We start from the raw sequence: 20,242 nt of genomic DNA on the forward strand, positions 1-20,242 counted from the left end.
GAAAAAGTATTAATAGTTATTATTTTTTTCGGTAAAGAATTTGAAAAAAGGTTTGGTGCTATATTCTGCGTGGTTTGAAAAGTCTGAAATCAAATCTTCTCTCAATGGTCGGATTAGTTCTGCTTTTCTATTTGAAACGTAATGCAGAAATGTTTCAGAGTCAAGAACTTTCGATTGCGGTTTGTGAAAAGTTAGCAATTACAAAGCAAACGCTTTCAGATTTTTCTAAAAGCATTTTTATACATTAAAATATATTCACTAAAAATTATTTTAGAAACATCATCTTCTTTGTTTCTAAATAATTACCCAATCTTAATTGGTAGAAATAAATTCCTGATGAAAGACTTGAAGCATTAAAATTAATCTCATAATTACCTGCAGTTTTATATTCATTTACAGGAGTTGCAACTTCATTTCCTAACACATCATAAATAATTAAACTTACATTATCGTTTGATGGTAACTGATAACCTATAATAGTAGATGGATTAAATGGATTTGGATAGTTTTGCTCTAAAGAAAATACTAATGGTGATGATATCTCATCTTTAACATCTACGGCATTATCTTTTCCAAAACCGATTAGAGCAATTGATTTCATTCCAGCATTTGAAAATACATTAAGTTGTGCATTATAGTTTCTTATGCTATCCGGATTAAACTGCAAAGATACTTTTGAATAAGAATATGGCTCGATAGAAATATTATTCGCAGCAATTGTAAATCTTGGATCAGAAATCGAAATTGAATCAACAACTAATAGAGCGCTTCCGCTATTTGCAATATATATTTGTCTTGATGTAGAATGATTAACCAAAGTAGAATCACAAATTACTTTCAGAGGCAAAACATCTATCTGAGCAAAAATAGGGTGAGAATTATTTGTAATAAAACTATAAATCCTATCAACAAATTCTGGGTGATCTATAAATGGATTCCTTTTTGATTGCAACAACGCAATTGCATTATTTCGATTTGATTCAACAACACCAACCGGATCAAGTTTATTCCATTCTCTAAAAACGCTTTCTTGAGTTGCGTTTAAAAAATTACCATAATTAACTGGATAACGGGTAATAAAATAAAACATAGAACGACTTACATCACCCTTGTGAACATCGCGCGGTTCAAATACTATTTCATTCAAACTATTTCGCCCAAGTTTACTTCCTCCAACTTGCCAGGTAATACTTGAAACAACTTTTCCGAAAGGATTATTGTCTCGCTTAGAATTTGCTGTAATATCAGTTGGGTATAAATGATAAAGATCCGATTTCATCGGTTCGTTTGAACCAAAATTAGATTGCGGCCAAGTGTGCTCAGTATTAAAGTTATAATTGGTTCCTTGAGCATCTGTTCTGCTGGTGTAGCCTACCGCAAGTCTTCCTGTGTAAACGCATTCAAGTGTATTTTGCGTTGCACCCTGCCCATTAACTTTTTGATTATCAAATTCCATAAACATTTTATCGCGAGCTAAGTCATATCCAAGAGAGGTGTGACCGCTTACTAGTTGAGTTAAAACGGTTTTAAGTTGAGCATCATAGAGATTAAAAGTAGTTGCATCATAAATATCGCCAAATTTTCCAGATCCTGACAATCGAACAACGGAACCCACGCTACTATCATCACTTGTAAGAAAAATTAAATCTTCATCTATAACATTTTGATTTGGCTTATACTTTATCCAAACAACTAAGCTATCATCTCCTGGAATCGAAAGAAGAGTATCCGATATACTGTAAACACTTTTTGTGTTAATAATTTTAATATCCGCTAATTGGGTATTATTGTTATGTATATAAACATAAAAACTATCTGCACTTGAAGTAAATATTTGAGGGAAAGTAATTGAGTCTGCACTAATAGAAACTTGTGCATTTAATTTAAGTGTGATGAGAAGCGCAGCAATTAAAAATTTTTTGTACATAATTACATTACTTTTTTAGTTAATAAATCGGGTCGAAATTTACAATATAATTTTACAATAATAACTCTATTCTGATGAAATAATTGCAGTTGCTTCAATTTCTATAAGCATATCTGGATCAACTAACGATTTAACTTCAACCATTGTAGATGCAGGTTTAATATTCTTAAAAAACTCACCATGACCTTTGCCAATTTCCTCCCACCGTTTAATATCCGTAACAAACATTCTGGTTCTAACAACATCATTTAAAGAAGCGCCAGCTTCAATTAAAATCTTTTCAATCTTATTGATAATAAACTTTGTTTGAACATATGCATCATTTACGCCAATTATTTTCCCATCTTCAACCGCTGTTGTTCCTGCTACTTCAATTACATTCCCAACTTTTACTGCACGTGAGTATCCAACAATATCTTCCCACTTTGCATATGATGAAAAATTTTTTCGATTCATATTTTCCCCAACAAATAACTTTTACGCTTCTTTTCAGGAAATTTTTCAATTGCATAGCGAAGCATTGTTCGTGGCATTGTTTTGTAGTGCTTCTTCAGAAATTCTTCTTCCAATTCCATATCACGGTTCCCCACTTCGCGCAGCATCCAGCCAACTGCTTTATGAATTAAATCATTTTTATCATTCAACAGTATTTCAGATATGTTAAAAGTGTCTTCGAACCAATGCTGCCGCAAAAATGTAAACGTTGATAAAATTGCAATTCGTTTTTCCCACAAATCTTTTGAGTGTGCGAATTTGTAAAGCAGGCTTTTGTCTTTATCAATAAGATATTGTCCTACAATTTTGGGAGCAGATAGATCAACTAAATCCCAGTTGTTGATTCCTTTTCTGTTTTTAATATAAAAATTATAAATAGTCTTCTGCTTCTTTTCATCAGTTTTTTGAAATTTCTCAACAAGAATAAAAGCAGCTATCAGCCTTTCTTCGTGCACTTTAGAATTAATTAATACCCCTAAATCATCAAGCGATAAATCATTAAATCGTTTAGCAATTATTCTCTGAACCGGAACCTTAATTCCATAAAATACATCACCTTCCCCATATTCACCTTTATCGGTTTTAAAAAATCTCTGCAGTATAATAGATTGAGTTAGATTTTTTTGTTTTAATATTTCTTTTCTAATTTCTGATAAACTCACTAAAAGATTTCTCCCTTCGGTCGAAATAATTGAATATTTTATTTTGTTAATTTTTTAATCCAATCCAACATTGTTTTTAATGCAATTGGAGAAATTGTTTCTTCAATCTTTCCATACTCAGAAATAGCACCTGTAGTTGAAGTTTGGAAAAGATGATTTAATCCAGCAAGTTCTTTGACCTCAAAATTCTTGTTGCCGCCTTTTTTTAACGCTGAATCTATTGCAGAAAGATTTTCTTTCGGTGGAACTTGCAAATCATTTCCACCATTTATTGCAAGTACAGGACATGTAACTTTTTCTAAAACTGGAACAGGTTCATATTTCAAAAAATATTTAAACCACGGACTAGTAATAGTGCTAATCTGCATATTTAAATATACTTCAGGGTCGCCAAGCTTACTTTTTTCTTCTTCTGTCATGGTTGCATATTCTGTATAAAATTTTTCTCTTAAATCGTTATCAAGTTTTTTGTCATCATTAGTATTTTTAATTATTGCAAATATTTCTTTTTGAAGTTTAATAGATTTTTGAATCTCTTCTTCACTTGTTCCATTAGCTCTTTGAATAAGCTCTCCTTGGAGGTATAACAAAGAATCTCCAGAAATTCCAGGACCAGCCATCAAAACTATAAAAGCAATATCCTTAGATTGAACCGCTGCCATTGGAGCAATCATTCCACCTTCACTATGACCAATCAATCCAATTTTTGTTTTATCAATTTCTTTTCGATCTTTAAGAAAATCTACAGCAGCAAGAACATCTTTAACAAAATCTTTACTTGTAGCTTTTGAATGATCACCTGTAGATTGAGCAATTCCTCTGTCATCAAATCTTAAAACAGCAATTCCATTTCTTGTTAGATAATCCGAAATAACAAAGAAAGGTTTATGCCCAAGTAATTCTTCATTTCTATCCTGCCCACCAGACCCCGTTATCAATACAACAGCTGGAAATCTATTCCCTTCCATTGGATAGGTTAATGTTCCGGCAAGCACAACATCATCAATTTCATTTTCAAATAAAACTTCTTCTGAATTATATGGGAATGGTTCTTCAGGTTCCTGTGGTCTGTTGGGACCCTCAAGTTTTTCGACCTTAATTAGCGTCAAATCTAAACTCATTCCACCTTGATTCCATTTGCCATTCATTTTCATTTCATCATAAAATATCTTTCCAGAAAAAAAAACCTGTATCAGTGGAATTTTAACGAGAATTGAATCATCAGTAATGGTAGAACTTTCAGTTGGAATTCCATTTGCACCCTGATCGGGGCTATCTAAAGTTGTCAAGTACTTCCCTACATCATCTTTAGATAAATTAAAAACCACAGTAAGTTCCATAGAATTTGGTAAAGCCAGTTTGCCTGTCCAAATTCCTGTCAAATCTATTTCCTGTGTATAAGTTGGAGTAGTCAATAACAGAATTAAACCAACAATAATTAATCTTTTCATAAATATTATTCCTCATTTTTTATTTTATTTTTCAGCTATGAATTAAATTATTTAACCCTAATAAAAAAAAACAATTTCAGTATAAAAATCTTCAATCACATTATTGTAATTGAATGCTAATTTCATTTTTCTGATTTGTTGCAAATCAAAATATTGTAGTCTCTGTCCTTCCATCAAATCAATTTCATTAGGATTTAGATCAATTCTTTTCCAAAAAACATTATCAGTAATTTTTTCAGATTTAATCATTTTAAACAGATTTATTTCACCTAAATCGCCAATTCCAAGTTCTTCATTTATTTCTCTTCTAACTGCCTGTTCAGGAGTTTCATTTTCCTCCACTTCTCCACCCGGAAGATCCCATTGATTTGGGAAAGGAATATCAATTTTATCATCACGCAATAGTAATAGAACTTTATTATTGCTGTTGAGAAGGATTATACCTGCGCCAATCATTTATTTTAATTATTTATTAAAAGTGCGGAACTAGTAACTGTAAAAATAGGCTTTCTTTTTATATGAGTAAAACAAATAAAAAATCAGCAATAATTATTGGAGGTTGTCCTGGTGGATTATCCACTGCTTATGACTTTCAACTGAAGCTTACGATGTAACTGTGATTGAAAAATTCTCCATCCCTTGCGGAAGAATAAACCAGCTTAAGCTTGAATATTTTATTTTTGATGTTAGTCCCCATTCCTTTATGAGTATTGGTTGGAAGTTTGAAGGATGATTAAAAATTAAGATTGAATTGTTTCAGTAATAATTTTTGAAAGTTCTGATTTTCCGAATGGTTTAACTAAAAACCTTGAAGCACCGGCCTGATAAAACTCTTTAATTTTATCTTCAATGTACTCACTTGATATTATTATAATAGGTCTTTTATACGGATCATGTCTTTTTATATCACGACAAATAAAAATACCTTGCTGCCAGTAATTCTTGTCCACATCAAAAATAAAATGGCTGAATGAACTATCTTGTACAAACTCTAGTTTAAATTCTCTTATGTTATAATTAGATAGTGTAAATGAATTCTTTAAAAATGCTTTTACAAGTTCAAATGTTTCACCGGAATTGTCTATCATTAATATTTTGTTGGTACCTTGCAACTCATCCGCATCACTTACAGAAGAAAAAGCCTTTGATTGATTTAATGGAAGAGTAAATGTAAACGTTGACCCAACACCTTTTATGCTATCAACAAGCAAAGAGCCACCTAATTTTTCGATATATCTTTTTGCTAGTGCAAGTCCGAGTCCGTTACCTTCGTAATTCCTTCCAACATTTAAATCTTCCTGACTAAAAGGCTGATAAAGATGGTCTAAATATTTTGTTGAGATACCTATGCCTGTGTCTCTTACTTTACAGATTGCTAAACCTTTTTCTTGCAAAATACTAACTTCAACTTCCACATAACCTTGATGTGTAAATTTAATAGCATTACTTATCAGGTTATTAAGAGCGTTTTCTACACACTGAACATCAACATCAACATAAACTTTTTTATGAGAGAATGTAGTTCTTAACTCTAGTGATCTTTCTTTTGCCAGTTTTTGATGATCCGGCAGGCAACCTTGAATTATACTTATAAAGTCTGTTGTTTCAATATTTAAATTATAATTACCCGCTTCTATTTGAGCAAACTCCAACATCTGGGTGATGCTTTTAAATAACCTTTCACTTCCGCTGTGAAGATTATCTAAATATATCTTATCCTCAGCACCAATCTTATCGTTTAAATTTTCTTTTATTAAAGATGAATAACCAAGAATAATATTTAACGGAGTTCTAAGTTCGTGAGATAATACATTTAAGAATGTATTTTTTAATCTTTCCGATTCATAACTAGCATCACGCGCTTTTTTAACTTCTTCTTCTGTCAATAGTATCTCTGTTTGATCTTCATGATACATTACAATGTAAGGTTCATCTTCATCATTAATGGTAAAGATATTTGTTCTTAAAATTGGGATTGCATAATCTCGGGAGCGCAATAATGAATCTTCGTAGTAATCTATTGCAGTATACGTTTTGCCATTAAGTACATCCATAATCTTTTCAATGGCTTTATTTTCTCTAAGCACACTATCATTTAATATTGAGTACTCCGCAAGTTCATCTATATGATAACCCCATAAGATTGTAAAAGCCTCATTAATGTATACTATCTTTCCGCTCTGTTCAACTACTTGAACTGGAAAACGGACTTTGTCGTACATCAGGCTTACATATTTTAAGAAATCAACTGTCACCATTTTTTATACAATTGGCAATGATATTTCAATTTTAGTACCTGTTTCCGATTTCAGATGCTTAATTTCTCCATTATGCCTATCAACTATGCTTTTGCATAAAAATAATCCATAACTATTTTTCTTCGGAGTATAAGATACAAACAAATCTTTACTAACATCTTCAGGAATCCCGGGACCATTATCCTCAATAACTACGTTTACAAAATTTTCATCTACTAAAGACTGAATATTAATTGTAACGTCTTTCTTTGCATTTACAGAGTTTGTAAATAAATGGACCAGTAAATGTTGTATCTGTTCCGAATCATAATTGCAAAGTGGAATGTTGTTAAGTTGTGTTTTAAATGTTACAAATTGATATCTCTTCATCGGAGAAATGTATTTTATAACCGACTGAATTGTTCTATTCAAATCACCGCTGTCTTTATTTAAATTCATTATAGCGGTTTCCATAAGAACCTGTGCATATTTTTGTATACTTCTTATGCTATCAATGGCTACTTTCGATTTTAGTTTTAAGCGATCGTACAAAAGTGATTCTTTACCAATACCGGAATCTTCTGTTTCCTTTTTCAACTTCTCCAGCATCCTTAGCAAACTTTCGTTCTCCAGCAAAGCTAAATGTACCAGACCTTGCAAGGATTGACCAATCTCAGAATCAATACCAGCTTTTAATGCTTTACGTTCAGCTTGTATTAGTTGGGAGTTGGCTTCTTGCAATGCGGTGTTAGCCATAAGTTGATTCTGATATAACTGCGCATTACGAATTGCAGCTGCCGTCTGTCCTGCTAAAATCTCAAAAGTACTTGTAGTTTCTTTTTCTTTAATCTTATGTAGGTGTTTACTATCAACATAAATAACACCAATTTTGTTTCCGTCTGTAATTAATGGAGAGCAAAGAATAGTTTGAAGATCTAACCGAAGAATACTTTTACTTGATTCTAAAGTTACATCACTTTGTGCTCCTTCAATAAATCTGGATTGCCCGTTATAATAAACATCTTCCACTACAGAGTTGCTAATCTGAAACAAAGATTCCGGAAGTTCTTTTCCATTTGAATCTAAACCAAGCTTAAATTCTAGAGTACCGGATTGACTTTTTAAAACAATAAATCCACGTTCAGAACTAGTTAGTCTAATCGCATTTTTTAATACAAGTTCAAGAACATCTTCAAGAATAAGCGAGCGATTTATACTATTAAGAATATTTAAAATTACTTCAAGATTTTTAGTTTTTTCTGATGTAAGATCAGAATCTAGGCTAGTTTTAATTCCACTATCAATATTTTTTTTGAATTCAGAAAATTTCATTAAAGTGTTCTTAAGTGTTTATAAAGCAAACGAAACATGCAATAATAGTACCGCTTAATTTGATAAATTTTATCAGATAAAACAATGATTATTGTAATTAATACTTAAAACAGTATTAATCTCTTAGCAGTTTCCAAGAAATGAACCATTCTGTATCACTGCCGCTTTTCCACCATGCTTTGGCAAATCCAGCAGAAACAGTGGATTCTAGGTTGTACCAATGCTCAAGCATAATGTTAATTTGTACACCAGCATCAACAAGTTTATCGATGTCAGGTGAGTCTGATAATAATCCTTGAGAAAAGATAGAGAAATTAATATTTTTTAATTCTATACTTGCTACAGAAATATTTGGGATGCGAATTGGCGGGAAAGAGTTTTCGATCAAAATTTTTACGAATTTATCCGATATAATACTATAGATTGGAACCCCCGGAAAACGAAACATTTTTTGAAATTGCTTCACAGGCTCGTTTTCGATTTCTCTATTACCAAATCCTCCGAAATAAAACATCGTTTCAGGTATATCTTCATTTATTATGTGGTAACCAACGGCTGTTTTAAAATGAAGGACATTATGGCTAGCTAGGAAAATTGAATATTTGTCCCACTCACCCATTAGCTGTCCAGAAAATTTTGGAGCTTTAGGATCAGACCCATATCCCATTACTGATAATTTAATCTTGTCGCCGGATTCCCAATCAATACTTCCGATCGATCTTCTAAGATTTTGGATATCGAGATCAGATTTTAGTATTGCATAGTCAGGATGGCTTATTTCTGTTAAGTTGTCATTGATAAATTTTATACCGTTATAAAATGATAGCTCTGTGCTTTGTTTAACTTTAAGCGGATTATCAAACACCCAATAGTGATTATATCCAATTGCATATCTGGAACCAAGCATTCCTCTTTTTCTTTTGTTAAACAGATCAAAAAAGTCTGCCGTATTGTGTTCGATTCCCAAAATAAATTTTTGTTTATAACTGTATTTTAATCGCAAATGAAATTTTATATCCTTTGTTGTTTCTTTGAACGGAGAAATTCCTGCTTCAATAATTAAATCATGAGTTAACAGAGCATCATTCAACTGGGTATATAATCCTAAAACAACACGTGACTGAAAACCTGATACGATGGGAATAAATGTTCTGATCGAGATATTATCCAATGATGAAAATGATTTCTCTTTACTAAATGATTTTAAATCGATAACCTCACTTGCAGACTTTAAATTTAAGTTGTACAATTCTGGAGTTTTATCCAATATCTTTTGCCCAAAGTAGTTAATAGCTGGTAATTTTTCAGATTTTTTATTAGCAAACTTAACAGGAGTAAATCCATCGGTTGAAAATTCCATTGCAATGATGGAATCTTTAGATATTTCAACAGGTCTAAATAATCCGATAATAGTATTTGAGATCGGAATTATTTCTCCCGTTTTAATATCAGATCTATAAATATTAGAGACACCATTTGTGTAAGCGTTCCAATACAAGAAATTACCATCAGTAGACCAGGAAGGATTTTCTGGTGATCCACTTGATGTGATGGTGTTAAATAAAAATGGTTTTCCTTTCTCTAATCCAGTTATATCTGATATAAAAATAGATTGTTTTCCATCTGATTGATGAATTGTGCCTGCTAATAAATCACCTTTCGGGTTTATAGATAAATCCTGCAATTCATCACCAACTTTAAAAACTGTTAATGATTGTAATTCTGTGTAAGGATATTTTGATCTAACCATTACATCTTTACCACTAATATGTTGGATCCCCCAAAACTCATGTGTTGTTTGTGAAATAGTTAGGGCACCAACTCTCACATTACTAAATAATAAATTTTCTTTATTCGAATTTAAGTCATGCATCCAAACATCTCTGTACAACTGATTATTATTTGTGGTAAAGAATAAGTGATTGTAGGATTCATCATAAGCAACAGAAGCCACTTGAATAAGGCTTGGTGATGGCTGTGTAGTTATAATTGTAGATTCATTTGTATTTAAATCAAATGACTGGATTTGTGCAAGTTCACCACTTCTGTGGTATCCAAATATTAAGGAATTATTTTTTTTATCAAATGTAGTTTGAGTAACCCAACCAAAGGGTTCCTGTGTTAAGGCTTTTGTTTCTGTAATTGGATATTTATTTAGCAATTCAAGGTTATTTGATTGAAAAGTTTTTTCATCCGACACAAACTCCTCCCACGCACTAACAAAATCTGTATTAAAAATCTCTTCAAACTTTGATCTTAAACCAGGATAAAATTCATCTTGCTTTAGTGAGAACCAATCATAAACTTTTTTAGCACCGTATTTTTCTGCTAAATGAGCAATAAATCGTGTTCCGTAAAGGTAAAGAATACTTTCTAAGAAAATACTTGTATGTGAGGTAACAATTCCAATTTCAGCTTCACTTGGAAATTTTTTTTGCTCATTAACCAATGAGCGAAAATACATTTCATCAAAGCTTCCAAGTATTCTTCCATACCCACCGCTAAACCAAGTTTCTATAAATACAGCAATCGATTCCTGGAACCATCTGGGAGTATATCTGTTTTGATTTGTTAATAAACTATAAAAAACTGTTAATGGTTGTACTTTGTCTGGACTAACCTTTCCAAAAATGCTTCTTAAAGAGCCTTCAAAGTCAGAAGCCATATCGTTCACAACAATATGAACCAGCTCATGACTAAGCAGCCATTGAAATCTTTCAGAGTATGGAACCATTTCGTATCCTGGTTCCAAAGGCTCAATCTCAAGTCTGATATAGTTTTCAGGCAATGTAGTAGTTGCACCAAAACCATAATCACTTACATCATAAGTATTAATAATTATTTTTTCTTTTGGTAAATAATTAAATATTTTTTTCAAACCAATAAGTGAATTTTCTGCGGAAGATAGAAGATGATTTACAAGATACGAATGAGAATCCCGATATATAATTTTAAAATTTTCACTTTCCCTGGTGTACCAATCGCCAAAGTCCCTTATACTAATCCGGATTCCCAATTCACTTTCATTTTCCCCTTTATACATCTCAGTTATAGTTTCACTTTCGGAAAGAGAGAAAATAAATTCAGTATAGTCTTGCGATTTTATAACTTCTACTTTATCAATAATGTCATTCGAATGCAGTAAAAAAGTTGAATCCTTTTTTATGGAAGTTCCCCAAAGTATTAAATGTAGTTTTTGTGCTCTATAAAAATTATAAGGATTAACAACAGGACTAGTGGTTAAAATTTTAATAATAGTGTTATCCTCACCGGTGGAAATAGAAAAGCTTGATATTTGAACAGAGTTATTTTGTTCAGCTTGGATTACAGTATTTTTTTCAATTATTTTAATTCTGTTTGGGGCTAATTGAATTAATTCTTTATCCCAATATAAATTGATTAATTCAACTAAAGATAAAACCGAAACAAAAATTTTGTTTTCCTTTCGGTGTGGGGGACTTGATAACTGAATTGTTTTTAGACTACTATCTTTTCTATTTAGAATATTTACAAAAGGGATGTTTACACTGAATTGTATTAAATAGTTTTCGAATTGAAGAGTAATAATGTTACTACTATCATTCTTAATAACCGGTATTGATGAGGCGTTAATAAGATCAATTAAAGAAATATAAATAATACCAGTCTGGTTTTCAGCTTCTATTAAATCATAACTATTTTCATGTATCAAGGCTATCTTGGTTGTGCTTTGTGGAAATGCAAATGAACATAAAATTGAGACTAAAAGAAAGACCTGAATTACTCTCATGCAATACTTTATTAGCTTTTACAAAAATGATTTTATTATTACTGATAATTTAAAAAAAAAGCCTTCAAATCCTTGAAGGCTTAAAAGAAATATCTTGACCTGAGTTTTATCTTACAAAGATATATCTGCTACCTAATTCATCTAATTGTGAACTTGATCTTGTCCATCCATATCTACTACCGAGTTCTTCCAATTGTGAACTTGATCTTGTCCATCCATATCTACTACCGAGTTCTTCCAATTGTGAACTTGATCTTGTCCATCCATATCTACTACCGAGTTCTTCCAATTGTGAATTTGATCTTGTCCATCCATATCTGCTACCGAGTTCTTCTAATTGTGAACTTGATCTTGTCCATCCATATCTGCTACCGAGTTCTTCCAATTGTGAATTTGATCTTGTCCATCCATATCTGCTACCGAGTTCTTCTAATTGTGAACTTGATCTTGTCCATCCATATCTACTACCGAGTTCTTCCAATTGTGAATTTGATCTTGTCCATCCATATCTGCTACCTAATTCATCCAACTGTGAATTTGAACGTACAAAGATGTATCGAGAACCCAATTCATCTAACTGTGATCCTGATCTAACAAATATATATCTGCTGCCAAGCTCTTCTAATTGAGAATTTGATCTGTTTTGTAAAATCAAATTATCAGAAGTTTCACAAGTATTTGAAACACTTATTTGCTGTTCAACAAAAGTTACATCGCCCTGAACCCTGTATCTAACTGCTTCTTCAACTTGAGCAAATGAAGTTGCAACAAGAGCAAACAGCACAACAAACAATAATATAGATTTTTGCATAGCTCCCACCGAGAATATTATGAAATATTTAAGTTAATTAACACACTAAAATCATATTAAATTTAACTCCGCATAACTGGAGTTAGCCCTCTAATAAGTGATAAAATAACACAATGAAAGTGCCATTTACGATGCTTAGTAATTAAGAATATTTGTTGTTTTATTATAATAATCGGTTATTTTTACCGATTATAGGAGGGAATTATGTTTTTTTGTAAAAATTATTTACACAAAAATATTGATATTGAAGTGCTATTTAATATCAGATCACTTTTTTTTAGAAACTAAAGTATCAAGTTTAGGTCTTGAAATTCCTAGTAGTTTTGCTGCTAAAGATTTATTACCCCCAACCTTATCCATGACCTGCATTGCATAATATTTGGACAATTTTTTAATATCAGTCGTACCATAATTTAGATCCAACCGAATAACATTTTCGGGAATATCTGTATCTAATTTACTTAACTCAATTGTTGCTGGGACTGCTTTAATCAGATTTGAAAAATCACTTATTCTTATTTCACCATCTTCAGATAATAAGACGGCTCTTTCAATAAGATTTTTTAGCTCGCGAACATTGCCGGGCCAAGGATAGGCAAGAAAAAAGTATCTTAATTCTCTACTTATTTTCTTTACCGATTTATCAAAAGTAATATTGAATTCTTCAATAAAATGATTTGCCAAACTAATTATATCTTCACTTCTTTCTCTTAAAGGCGGAAGTTCAATCGTAACAACATTCAATCTATGATATAGGTCTCTTCTAAATAATCCTTCTTCAATCATTTCTTCAATATTTTTGTTTGTTGCTGAAATGATGCGAGCGCTTATAGGGATATCAACAATTCCACCTAATCTTTTAATAACCTTTTTTTCGATAGCCCTTAATAGCTTGGCCTGTAAGTTTAAACTCATATCACCAATTTCATCAAGAAACAATGTTCCGTTTTCTGCTATTTCAAACAAACCAAGTTTTCTTGTTCTTGCACTGGTAAAGGCACCTGCTTCATAACCAAATAATTCAGATTCCAAAAGATTTTCTGGGATTGCTGTACAAACAATATCAACAAAAGGGTCTTTACTATTTTTACCATAATTGTGTATTGCTTTGGCAAATAAGCCCTTACCAGTACCAGTTTCACCTAAGAGTAAAATATTTGATGTGCTCTGTTCCGATACTTTTTTTGCTAAATCAATCGTGCGCGAGAATTTTGGCGAACTCCCAACTATTTTAGAAAGATTATACCTGATATTTTCTTCAGTATTTTGAGATGTTGTTGAAGTTTTATACAATCCATTAGTAACAAGTTCTTTTATGTGCGATGTGAATTTTAAAATTTCATATGGAAAGACAAAGATCTCCGAAAAACCCATTTTTGCAACCGTGCTTACAAGCAGAGCATTATTATTTCTTATTACCGTTATAATTTTATTAGGAATTTCTTTTTTGGCAATGGCAGCTTCAGCTAATAAACCAGAGCCTAAGGAATCAATTTGCAAAACTATAATTGTATCTTCTTCAGCAGCAAATGCTTTTGGATTAGTAAATGCTATTGGAATGCTTTCTAATTCAATCTGTCTTAAACCAGAGTTGATTGCACTAATATCCTCGTTATCGGAATAAACTTTTATATTAACTTTTTTGAAATTCATTTAATTGAGTTTGATTACCAATTAGTATTAGTTTTTCAATGGTTTTCTTTCGTTCCGGCTGATTAAAATAAGCTGTTCTTATTTTATTATTAGAAATATTCTCACCAATCATATTGATCAATTCATAAGCATAATGTCGTGGTTTTTTAGCTTTGTGAAAATTTCCTCTTTCCCAATAAGTTTCAGCAATAGTAAAAAGAATTTTCCAGGTTAATTCGCTTATGCTTTCTTCTTCTATAAGATTATAAGCGTTTTCAAAATACTCAATGGGCGATTTTAAATCTTGGTTCTGAGTATGATAAGCTATCTTTCCAAATAAATATTCTCTTTGCGCCCTGAATATAACATTTTGTCCAATAAAATTTATAAACTCATTGTCGGAAAGATACGACAACGCTTCATCATATTTTTTTATACTGATCAATTGTTCAACAGCTATAATAATAGATTCTGCATACAAATTAATGTCTGAATTATTATTTACTTTTGCTAGAAATGCAGATATCTCAGAATTTAAATCAAATGGTTTATCATTATTTAATTTAAGAAGTAACTTTAAATGATTAAAATTTAAGACATTTTTTTCAGAATGATTTTCTTGGGTTAATAATAAGTATTCATATCGATTTAGTGTTTTTTCCAATTCTTCGATTTCACCTACGGTGAACCAAAATTTACCTAACACGTGAAGTACATTAAGCGATTCTTCTTTATTGTCCAATTGATCAAAAATATCAAGTGCTTTATTTAAACTGTCATACGCGTTTTGAAAATCGGAAGTCTGAAGATAAACTTCTCCAAGATTACTTATTGTTACTCCGATTCTATTCTGATTTCCTAATGCGGTAAATATTTTTTCAGCTTGTATCCAACATTCGTTAGCTTTTTCTAAATTAAAATTTTCATGGTAGAATACACCATAATTACTAATCAGAAGCGCTTCTTGTTCTAAATTACCTATGTTTTGGTTTAGCTTTATTGCTTCTTGCCAATATTGTTCAGCAATACTCTTTTCTCCCATCATACTATAAATATTTCCAATATTTACTTTGATTCCGGCGGTTTTATCTAAAAAAATTGTTCTTAAATAATTTTGTTCTGCAAGAATGAATTGCTTTAAAGCTTGTTCCTGATTGTTTCTAATTTGGATTTCTATCAAACCAAGAAGATTATAACATTTACCTTTTTCTTCTAACTTCAACTTTGGGTCTTCCAAAATAGTTTTGCAATAAGCTTCAGCCTCATCAACATTATTAAGATCTAATTCAGTATAAGCTAATTCAACAAGAGTTTGTTGTTTTAGTAGTTGGTTATTTAAACTTGAATACAATTTGAAAAGTATTGACTTGCCTTCTTCAAATTTTCTTAAGTTAACTAATGAACTTCCTTTTATAAACTCTAACTGATTCTTGTCCTCTTCAGATAGTTTTGCTGAATTTATTTTATAAATATTTTCTAGTGTTAATTTATAATCACTCAGCCTATATAGCGTTTTTGCAAGTTCGAAACTTAAGTTAGTTAAGGTCCTCTCTTGGATATTAAGTCTTAATGCTCTTTCTAAAAGCATACGTTTATAAGAATAAGCGCTTATTTCTTCTGCTTGTCTTATTTCTTTTTTCAAATACTCAACTGATTGTTCATGCTCGTTTGCAAGTTCAAACTGTCTTGCTAATTCCATAACATTAAAATCGGCAAATAATTTTTTAATTGAGTTAGCTAGTACTAAATGGAATCTTACACGATTACTTATTGTTGAATAGATATACTTTTTAAAGTTAAATGAATTAATCTTAGGCGCATTGCTAAGGTTAAGAGGGTCAATTATGTTTTTCTTCTCTAACTCTATTAGAATTGATTTGAGTTTTTCTTGTGAAACATCAAGCAAAGCTGCAAGTATTGTTTGTTCGATAGATATTTCAAATGCAGATATTATCTGCGCAAGCTTTAATTCCAGACTATTTAAATTACTCAAACGCATTCGATAAAGTTCTTCGTGTGAACTTTGTAAGGCAAGAATTATATCTTCACTTGATTGGAAGGTAACTTCAGCGTTATCGTATCTGCAAACCTTAAGAAGAATTAAATCTTTAATGAATTGTTTAATATTTCCGGGCTGTAAATCTGAATAAAGTAAAATGTATTTTTTTAATTCCTTTTTGGGAAATAATGGATAATAACTTAAATCCAAAAACTCTGAAAGCTGATACTCTGTAAACTGGTTAAGCTGAATTGTGCATAAATTATTTAGTGATGATGATGCGTGATCAAAGTCTGATGATTCGGTTAAAATAACCTTAATGCCTTTAACCTGAAATATTCTAATCATTTCAGTAAGTGATTCTTTGGTAAAATCATCATACAAATTATAATCATCAAAAATTACAGTAAGGCTTATATCAGATGGCAAAGTGTTAAAAATTCTTTTAATTGATTCTAAAAAGCTGTTGGATGTTTTATCAAAGAGATCATTAATAATTTCAGCATAATTGTTTTCCTTTTCACGATAAACTACTTCAGTTAAAATTATTTTGTGAAAGATATATTTAATTGCTTCTAGGCCAGTTTTAATTTTTGAGTTTTCGATCAAAACTGAAAACATATTTTTACGAAAAATCTCTAACATCAGTGTAGTTTTACCGGAACCATCAAACCCGGTAACAGAAAAAACCTCGTTGCTTGTTTTATCTGTTAAATATGTACTAAGAATATTAAACGCATCTTTTCTATCACTAAAAACTTTCGCTGGAATTAAATCCTTAACAATTTCAAAATCAATTGGTAAATGTAAGTCTAACAGAATTTGAAGTGCATTTTTGTATCGTTCTTCAGGGTTTTTATTAATTAGTTTTGCTATAACATTAATTAATTTTTTAGAATAGATTGTTGGACCCAAATCAAATTCATCTTCAATATGCGCTTTGTATATATCAAGTTCATTTTCACTTTTAAAAGGAAATATTCCATAAACAATTCTATATAGCAGCATTCCTAGTGAATAAAAATCAACTCTGTAATCGTGATTTTCATTTTTTAAAAGTTCCGGTGCTAAATAATATGGTGTGCCCTGAATATTATTTTCATAATCTGCCAGCGTATGTCGCGCAAATCCAAGATCAATGATTTTTACAATTGGATTTCCGTTTGTTTCACAAACAAGAATATTTTCTGCCTTTAAATCGTAATAGACATAGTTAGACTGATGAAGGTAATAAAGAACTGAACAAATTTGTTTAATAATTTGATTTAGTTTTTTCTCTTCTTTTAATCCGGAATAGTTTAGAAGTGCAGTCGGTGGAAAATACTCCATAGTTAGAAAATGTGAGAAATTTTCTAACTCACTATCTTCATCCTCATCCTTTATTAAAATAGTGCTTAACTCAAATGATTTAATAATATTTGGATGATCCAGTTTCTGCATAATAAAATATTCTTCACGAAAAAAATCCTTCTCTTCGTTTGATGCTGAAACAGGAAGAAATTTTGCTGCAACTTCTCTTTCCGGAAATTCAGTATCAATTACATTAAATACTTTACTTCTGCCTTCGCCTAACTTTTTACTAACTATGTATCTTTTATTAATCATTTTATTTTGCTGCGGGGTTAAGATGGTTGTTGATATTCCTTCCCGCTTCATTGATACTTAACAAAGAAAGAATAAGAACAAAACCAGGAATAAAAATCAACCACCAGGATTGCATTATGTATTCTTGTCCTGCTTCAATCATTGAGCCCCAGGATGGATACTTGATTCCCGTTCCTAATCCTAGATAGCTTAGAGCAGATTCAGCTAATATAACATTGCCAAGTTGAAAGATTAAGTTAACACTAATTGGAACAAGAATAGCAGGTAATATTTCTTTGATCAGCAACTTACTGTTCTTTAATCCAATTAACTTTGCTGATAAATAATACTCTTTATTTTTTATTGATAGCATTTCACTCTTTGCTATTTTAAATAAGCTCATCCAGCCGGAAAATCCTAATACTATAATGATAGAAAAAATATTACTTCCAAATAAAGCTATAATAAGAACAACCAAAAATATTGTCGGAAAAGAAAGAAACAAATCTGTAAGTCTGCTTAAAAATATATTTAAATATTTACCTCTTTCTACTGCAATAAACGCAAAACTCAGTCCCAAAACAAATGAGACAAGAACCGCTCCAAATCCGACCAACAAGGATATTCTTGAACCATAAACAATCCTTGTAAAAACATCTCTTCCGTATTCATCTGATCCTAACAAAAACATCTTTGATTTTATAACTGGATGATTAAAAATGTTTTTTAATTCACTTTTTTTAATCTCATACTCAACACCTGATTGATAGTATTTAAAAGTATCATTCACAAAAAAGCTATCTATAAAAATTTGGTTTTTATTATATGATTTTGGGATTAATTCATCAATTAAAATTTTTAATTTGTTATCATTTGATTTTATGGATAGTTCATTTAATTCAATGTAAGAAACTGATGATAATGGAGGAAGAAGTTTTGTAACTGCAATGTTTTTTTGGAAATCCGGATGTTGCATAGTTATGATTGGAGCAAATAAAAAACACATCGCGAGAATCAATAGAACAGAGCTAGATAATTTTAATTGCTTTGAAAGTAGTTTTTTAATTTTCTTTGAGCTAATTAGTAAAATTGATAGCAATATGATTAATAATAAAGAAAGAATACTATCGACAACCGAAAAATTAAGCTGAGCAAGAACATTTTCGGTTTTATTCACAAGTGATTGAATTATTGCAAAAAATAAATCGAATAACTTTAATAGATAATTAAATCTTAAAACTACTATTAACAAAATGAGTAATAGAAGAAAGTGCCATATTTTAATTTTTGAAATCATTAATTAATTAGCTCTTTAATAAATCTTTTATCCATTTTTATTTTTATAAGATCTGCTAATAGATTTGAAATAATCATCATAAAACCTGCTATAAAGCTGCACGCTGTTACAAGTGGAAAATCACGATTGAAAATTGCGTTAACTGTTAATCTCCCCATTCCTGGCAAAGAAAAAATAACTTCTGTAAGTAATGCACCGCCGAGTAAAACTCCAAACTCAATTCCTGCTATTGAAATTAAAGGTTGAATTGCATTTGGCAGTAAATGATTTTTAAATATTTCTTTTTCAGTAAATCCATTTGCTCTTAAACTTGTTATAAAAGCGGAATTCTCTACTGTTTCTAAATTATCTCTTAAATATTTGTAGAATACGGCAACACCTGCGTATGAAAGTGTAATCATTGGTAAAATCATATGAAGTGAATAATCATATAGTTTTTCAAAAAAGTTTAAATCATCCTTATATATTGAACTTATACCAGAAGTTGGGAGAATATTTAACATAACTGAAAAGATATAAACCAGAACTAATCCAATTACAAATGATGGTAATGAGAATGCTATGATTGAAAGTTTTGAAAATAATCTATCGCTAAATTTACCTCGATTACTATAAGAATATTTTGCAAGCAAATATCCCAGCAACAATTGTATAACAAAACTGATTGATGAAAAGACCAGCGTAAAAAGGAAATAGTCTCTTACTACTGTAAATGCAGGCTGCCGATAGTTATAAGATATTCCAAAATCACCCAAGAATAAATTTTTAACAAACGAAAAGTACTGTGTATAAATAGGTTGATCTAAACCAAATGATCGGGTAACATTATCAGCAAGTTGCGGACTTAATCGTGGAGAAATAAATTTTTGAGTCGGATCACCAGGAGCTAATCTTACTAGTAAAAAAATAAAAGTTACTAATAAAAAAAGGACAAGAATGGAGCTTAAAATTCTTTTTGTAATTGCCAAATAAAATTCTTTTTTCATATGTATCTAGCAATTGTAACAATTATAGGAGTGGTTTTAGCTTTTATCATATAAGTAACT

Annotated in this window: 13 protein-coding genes; all 13 read right to left on the reverse strand. The window is 30.8% G+C overall.

Translation table 11 applies throughout. The annotated features are described in order from the left end of the window. Positions 1-265 precede the first annotated feature (265 nt). Positions 266-1,927 carry an endonuclease gene (locus IPJ23_12090; protein ID MBK7631420.1) on the reverse strand — a complete coding sequence of 554 codons (1,662 nt, stop codon included), beginning with the start codon at positions 1,925-1,927 and terminating at the stop codon, positions 266-268. 66 nt (positions 1,928-1,993) lie between these two features. Next, positions 1,994-2,383 carry a RidA family protein gene (locus tag IPJ23_12095; protein MBK7631421.1) on the reverse strand — a complete coding sequence of 130 codons (390 nt, stop codon included), beginning with the start codon at positions 2,381-2,383 and terminating at the stop codon, positions 1,994-1,996. Next, positions 2,380-3,084 carry a DNA alkylation repair protein gene (locus IPJ23_12100; protein MBK7631422.1) on the reverse strand — a complete coding sequence of 235 codons (705 nt, stop codon included), beginning with the start codon at positions 3,082-3,084 and terminating at the stop codon, positions 2,380-2,382. The genes IPJ23_12095 and IPJ23_12100 overlap by 4 nt, the downstream gene beginning before the upstream one ends. A gap of 38 nt (positions 3,085-3,122) precedes the next feature. Further along, entirely contained in the window at positions 3,123-4,535 is a 1,413-nt protein-coding gene (locus tag IPJ23_12105) for an alpha/beta fold hydrolase (protein ID MBK7631423.1), read from the reverse strand. A 57-nt stretch (positions 4,536-4,592) separates the two neighbouring features. Next, complete coding sequence (locus IPJ23_12110) at positions 4,593-4,991, reverse strand: NUDIX domain-containing protein (protein MBK7631424.1); 399 nt, start codon at positions 4,989-4,991, stop codon at positions 4,593-4,595. A 284-nt stretch (positions 4,992-5,275) separates the two neighbouring features. Continuing rightward, entirely contained in the window at positions 5,276-6,757 is a 1,482-nt protein-coding gene (locus IPJ23_12115; protein ID MBK7631425.1) for a response regulator, read from the reverse strand. Positions 6,758-6,796: 39 nt separating this feature from the next. Then, complete coding sequence (locus IPJ23_12120; protein MBK7631426.1) at positions 6,797-8,104, reverse strand: HAMP domain-containing histidine kinase; 1,308 nt, start codon at positions 8,102-8,104, stop codon at positions 6,797-6,799. Between the two features lie 115 nt (positions 8,105-8,219). Then, positions 8,220-11,873: a hypothetical protein gene (locus IPJ23_12125; GenBank protein MBK7631427.1), complete on the reverse strand. Its 3,654-nt coding sequence runs from the start codon at positions 11,871-11,873 to the stop codon at positions 8,220-8,222. Between the two features lie 106 nt (positions 11,874-11,979). After that, on the reverse strand, positions 11,980-12,684 hold the full coding sequence (locus IPJ23_12130) for a hypothetical protein (protein MBK7631428.1): 705 nt from the start codon (positions 12,682-12,684) through the stop codon (positions 11,980-11,982). Positions 12,685-12,951: 267 nt separating this feature from the next. Next, positions 12,952-14,337, reverse strand: coding sequence for a sigma 54-interacting transcriptional regulator (locus tag IPJ23_12135; GenBank protein ID MBK7631429.1), 1,386 nt, complete (start codon positions 14,335-14,337; stop codon positions 12,952-12,954). Continuing rightward, complete coding sequence (locus tag IPJ23_12140) at positions 14,318-17,920, reverse strand: serine/threonine protein kinase (GenBank protein ID MBK7631430.1); 3,603 nt, start codon at positions 17,918-17,920, stop codon at positions 14,318-14,320. Before IPJ23_12140 ends, IPJ23_12135 begins: the two co-directional genes overlap by 20 nt. 1 nt (position 17,921) lies before the next feature. Beyond that, complete coding sequence (locus IPJ23_12145; protein ID MBK7631431.1) at positions 17,922-19,196, reverse strand: ABC transporter permease; 1,275 nt, start codon at positions 19,194-19,196, stop codon at positions 17,922-17,924. Further along, the gene (locus IPJ23_12150) at positions 19,196-20,182 is read right to left on the reverse strand and encodes an ABC transporter permease (GenBank protein MBK7631432.1); all 987 of its coding nucleotides are present in this window, start codon (positions 20,180-20,182) and stop codon (positions 19,196-19,198) included. The genes IPJ23_12145 and IPJ23_12150 overlap by 1 nt, the downstream gene beginning before the upstream one ends. Positions 20,183-20,242 lie beyond the last annotated feature (60 nt).

The organism is Ignavibacteriales bacterium (genome assembly GCA_016709765.1).
Lineage (GTDB): Bacteria > Bacteroidota > Ignavibacteria > Ignavibacteriales > Ignavibacteriaceae > IGN3.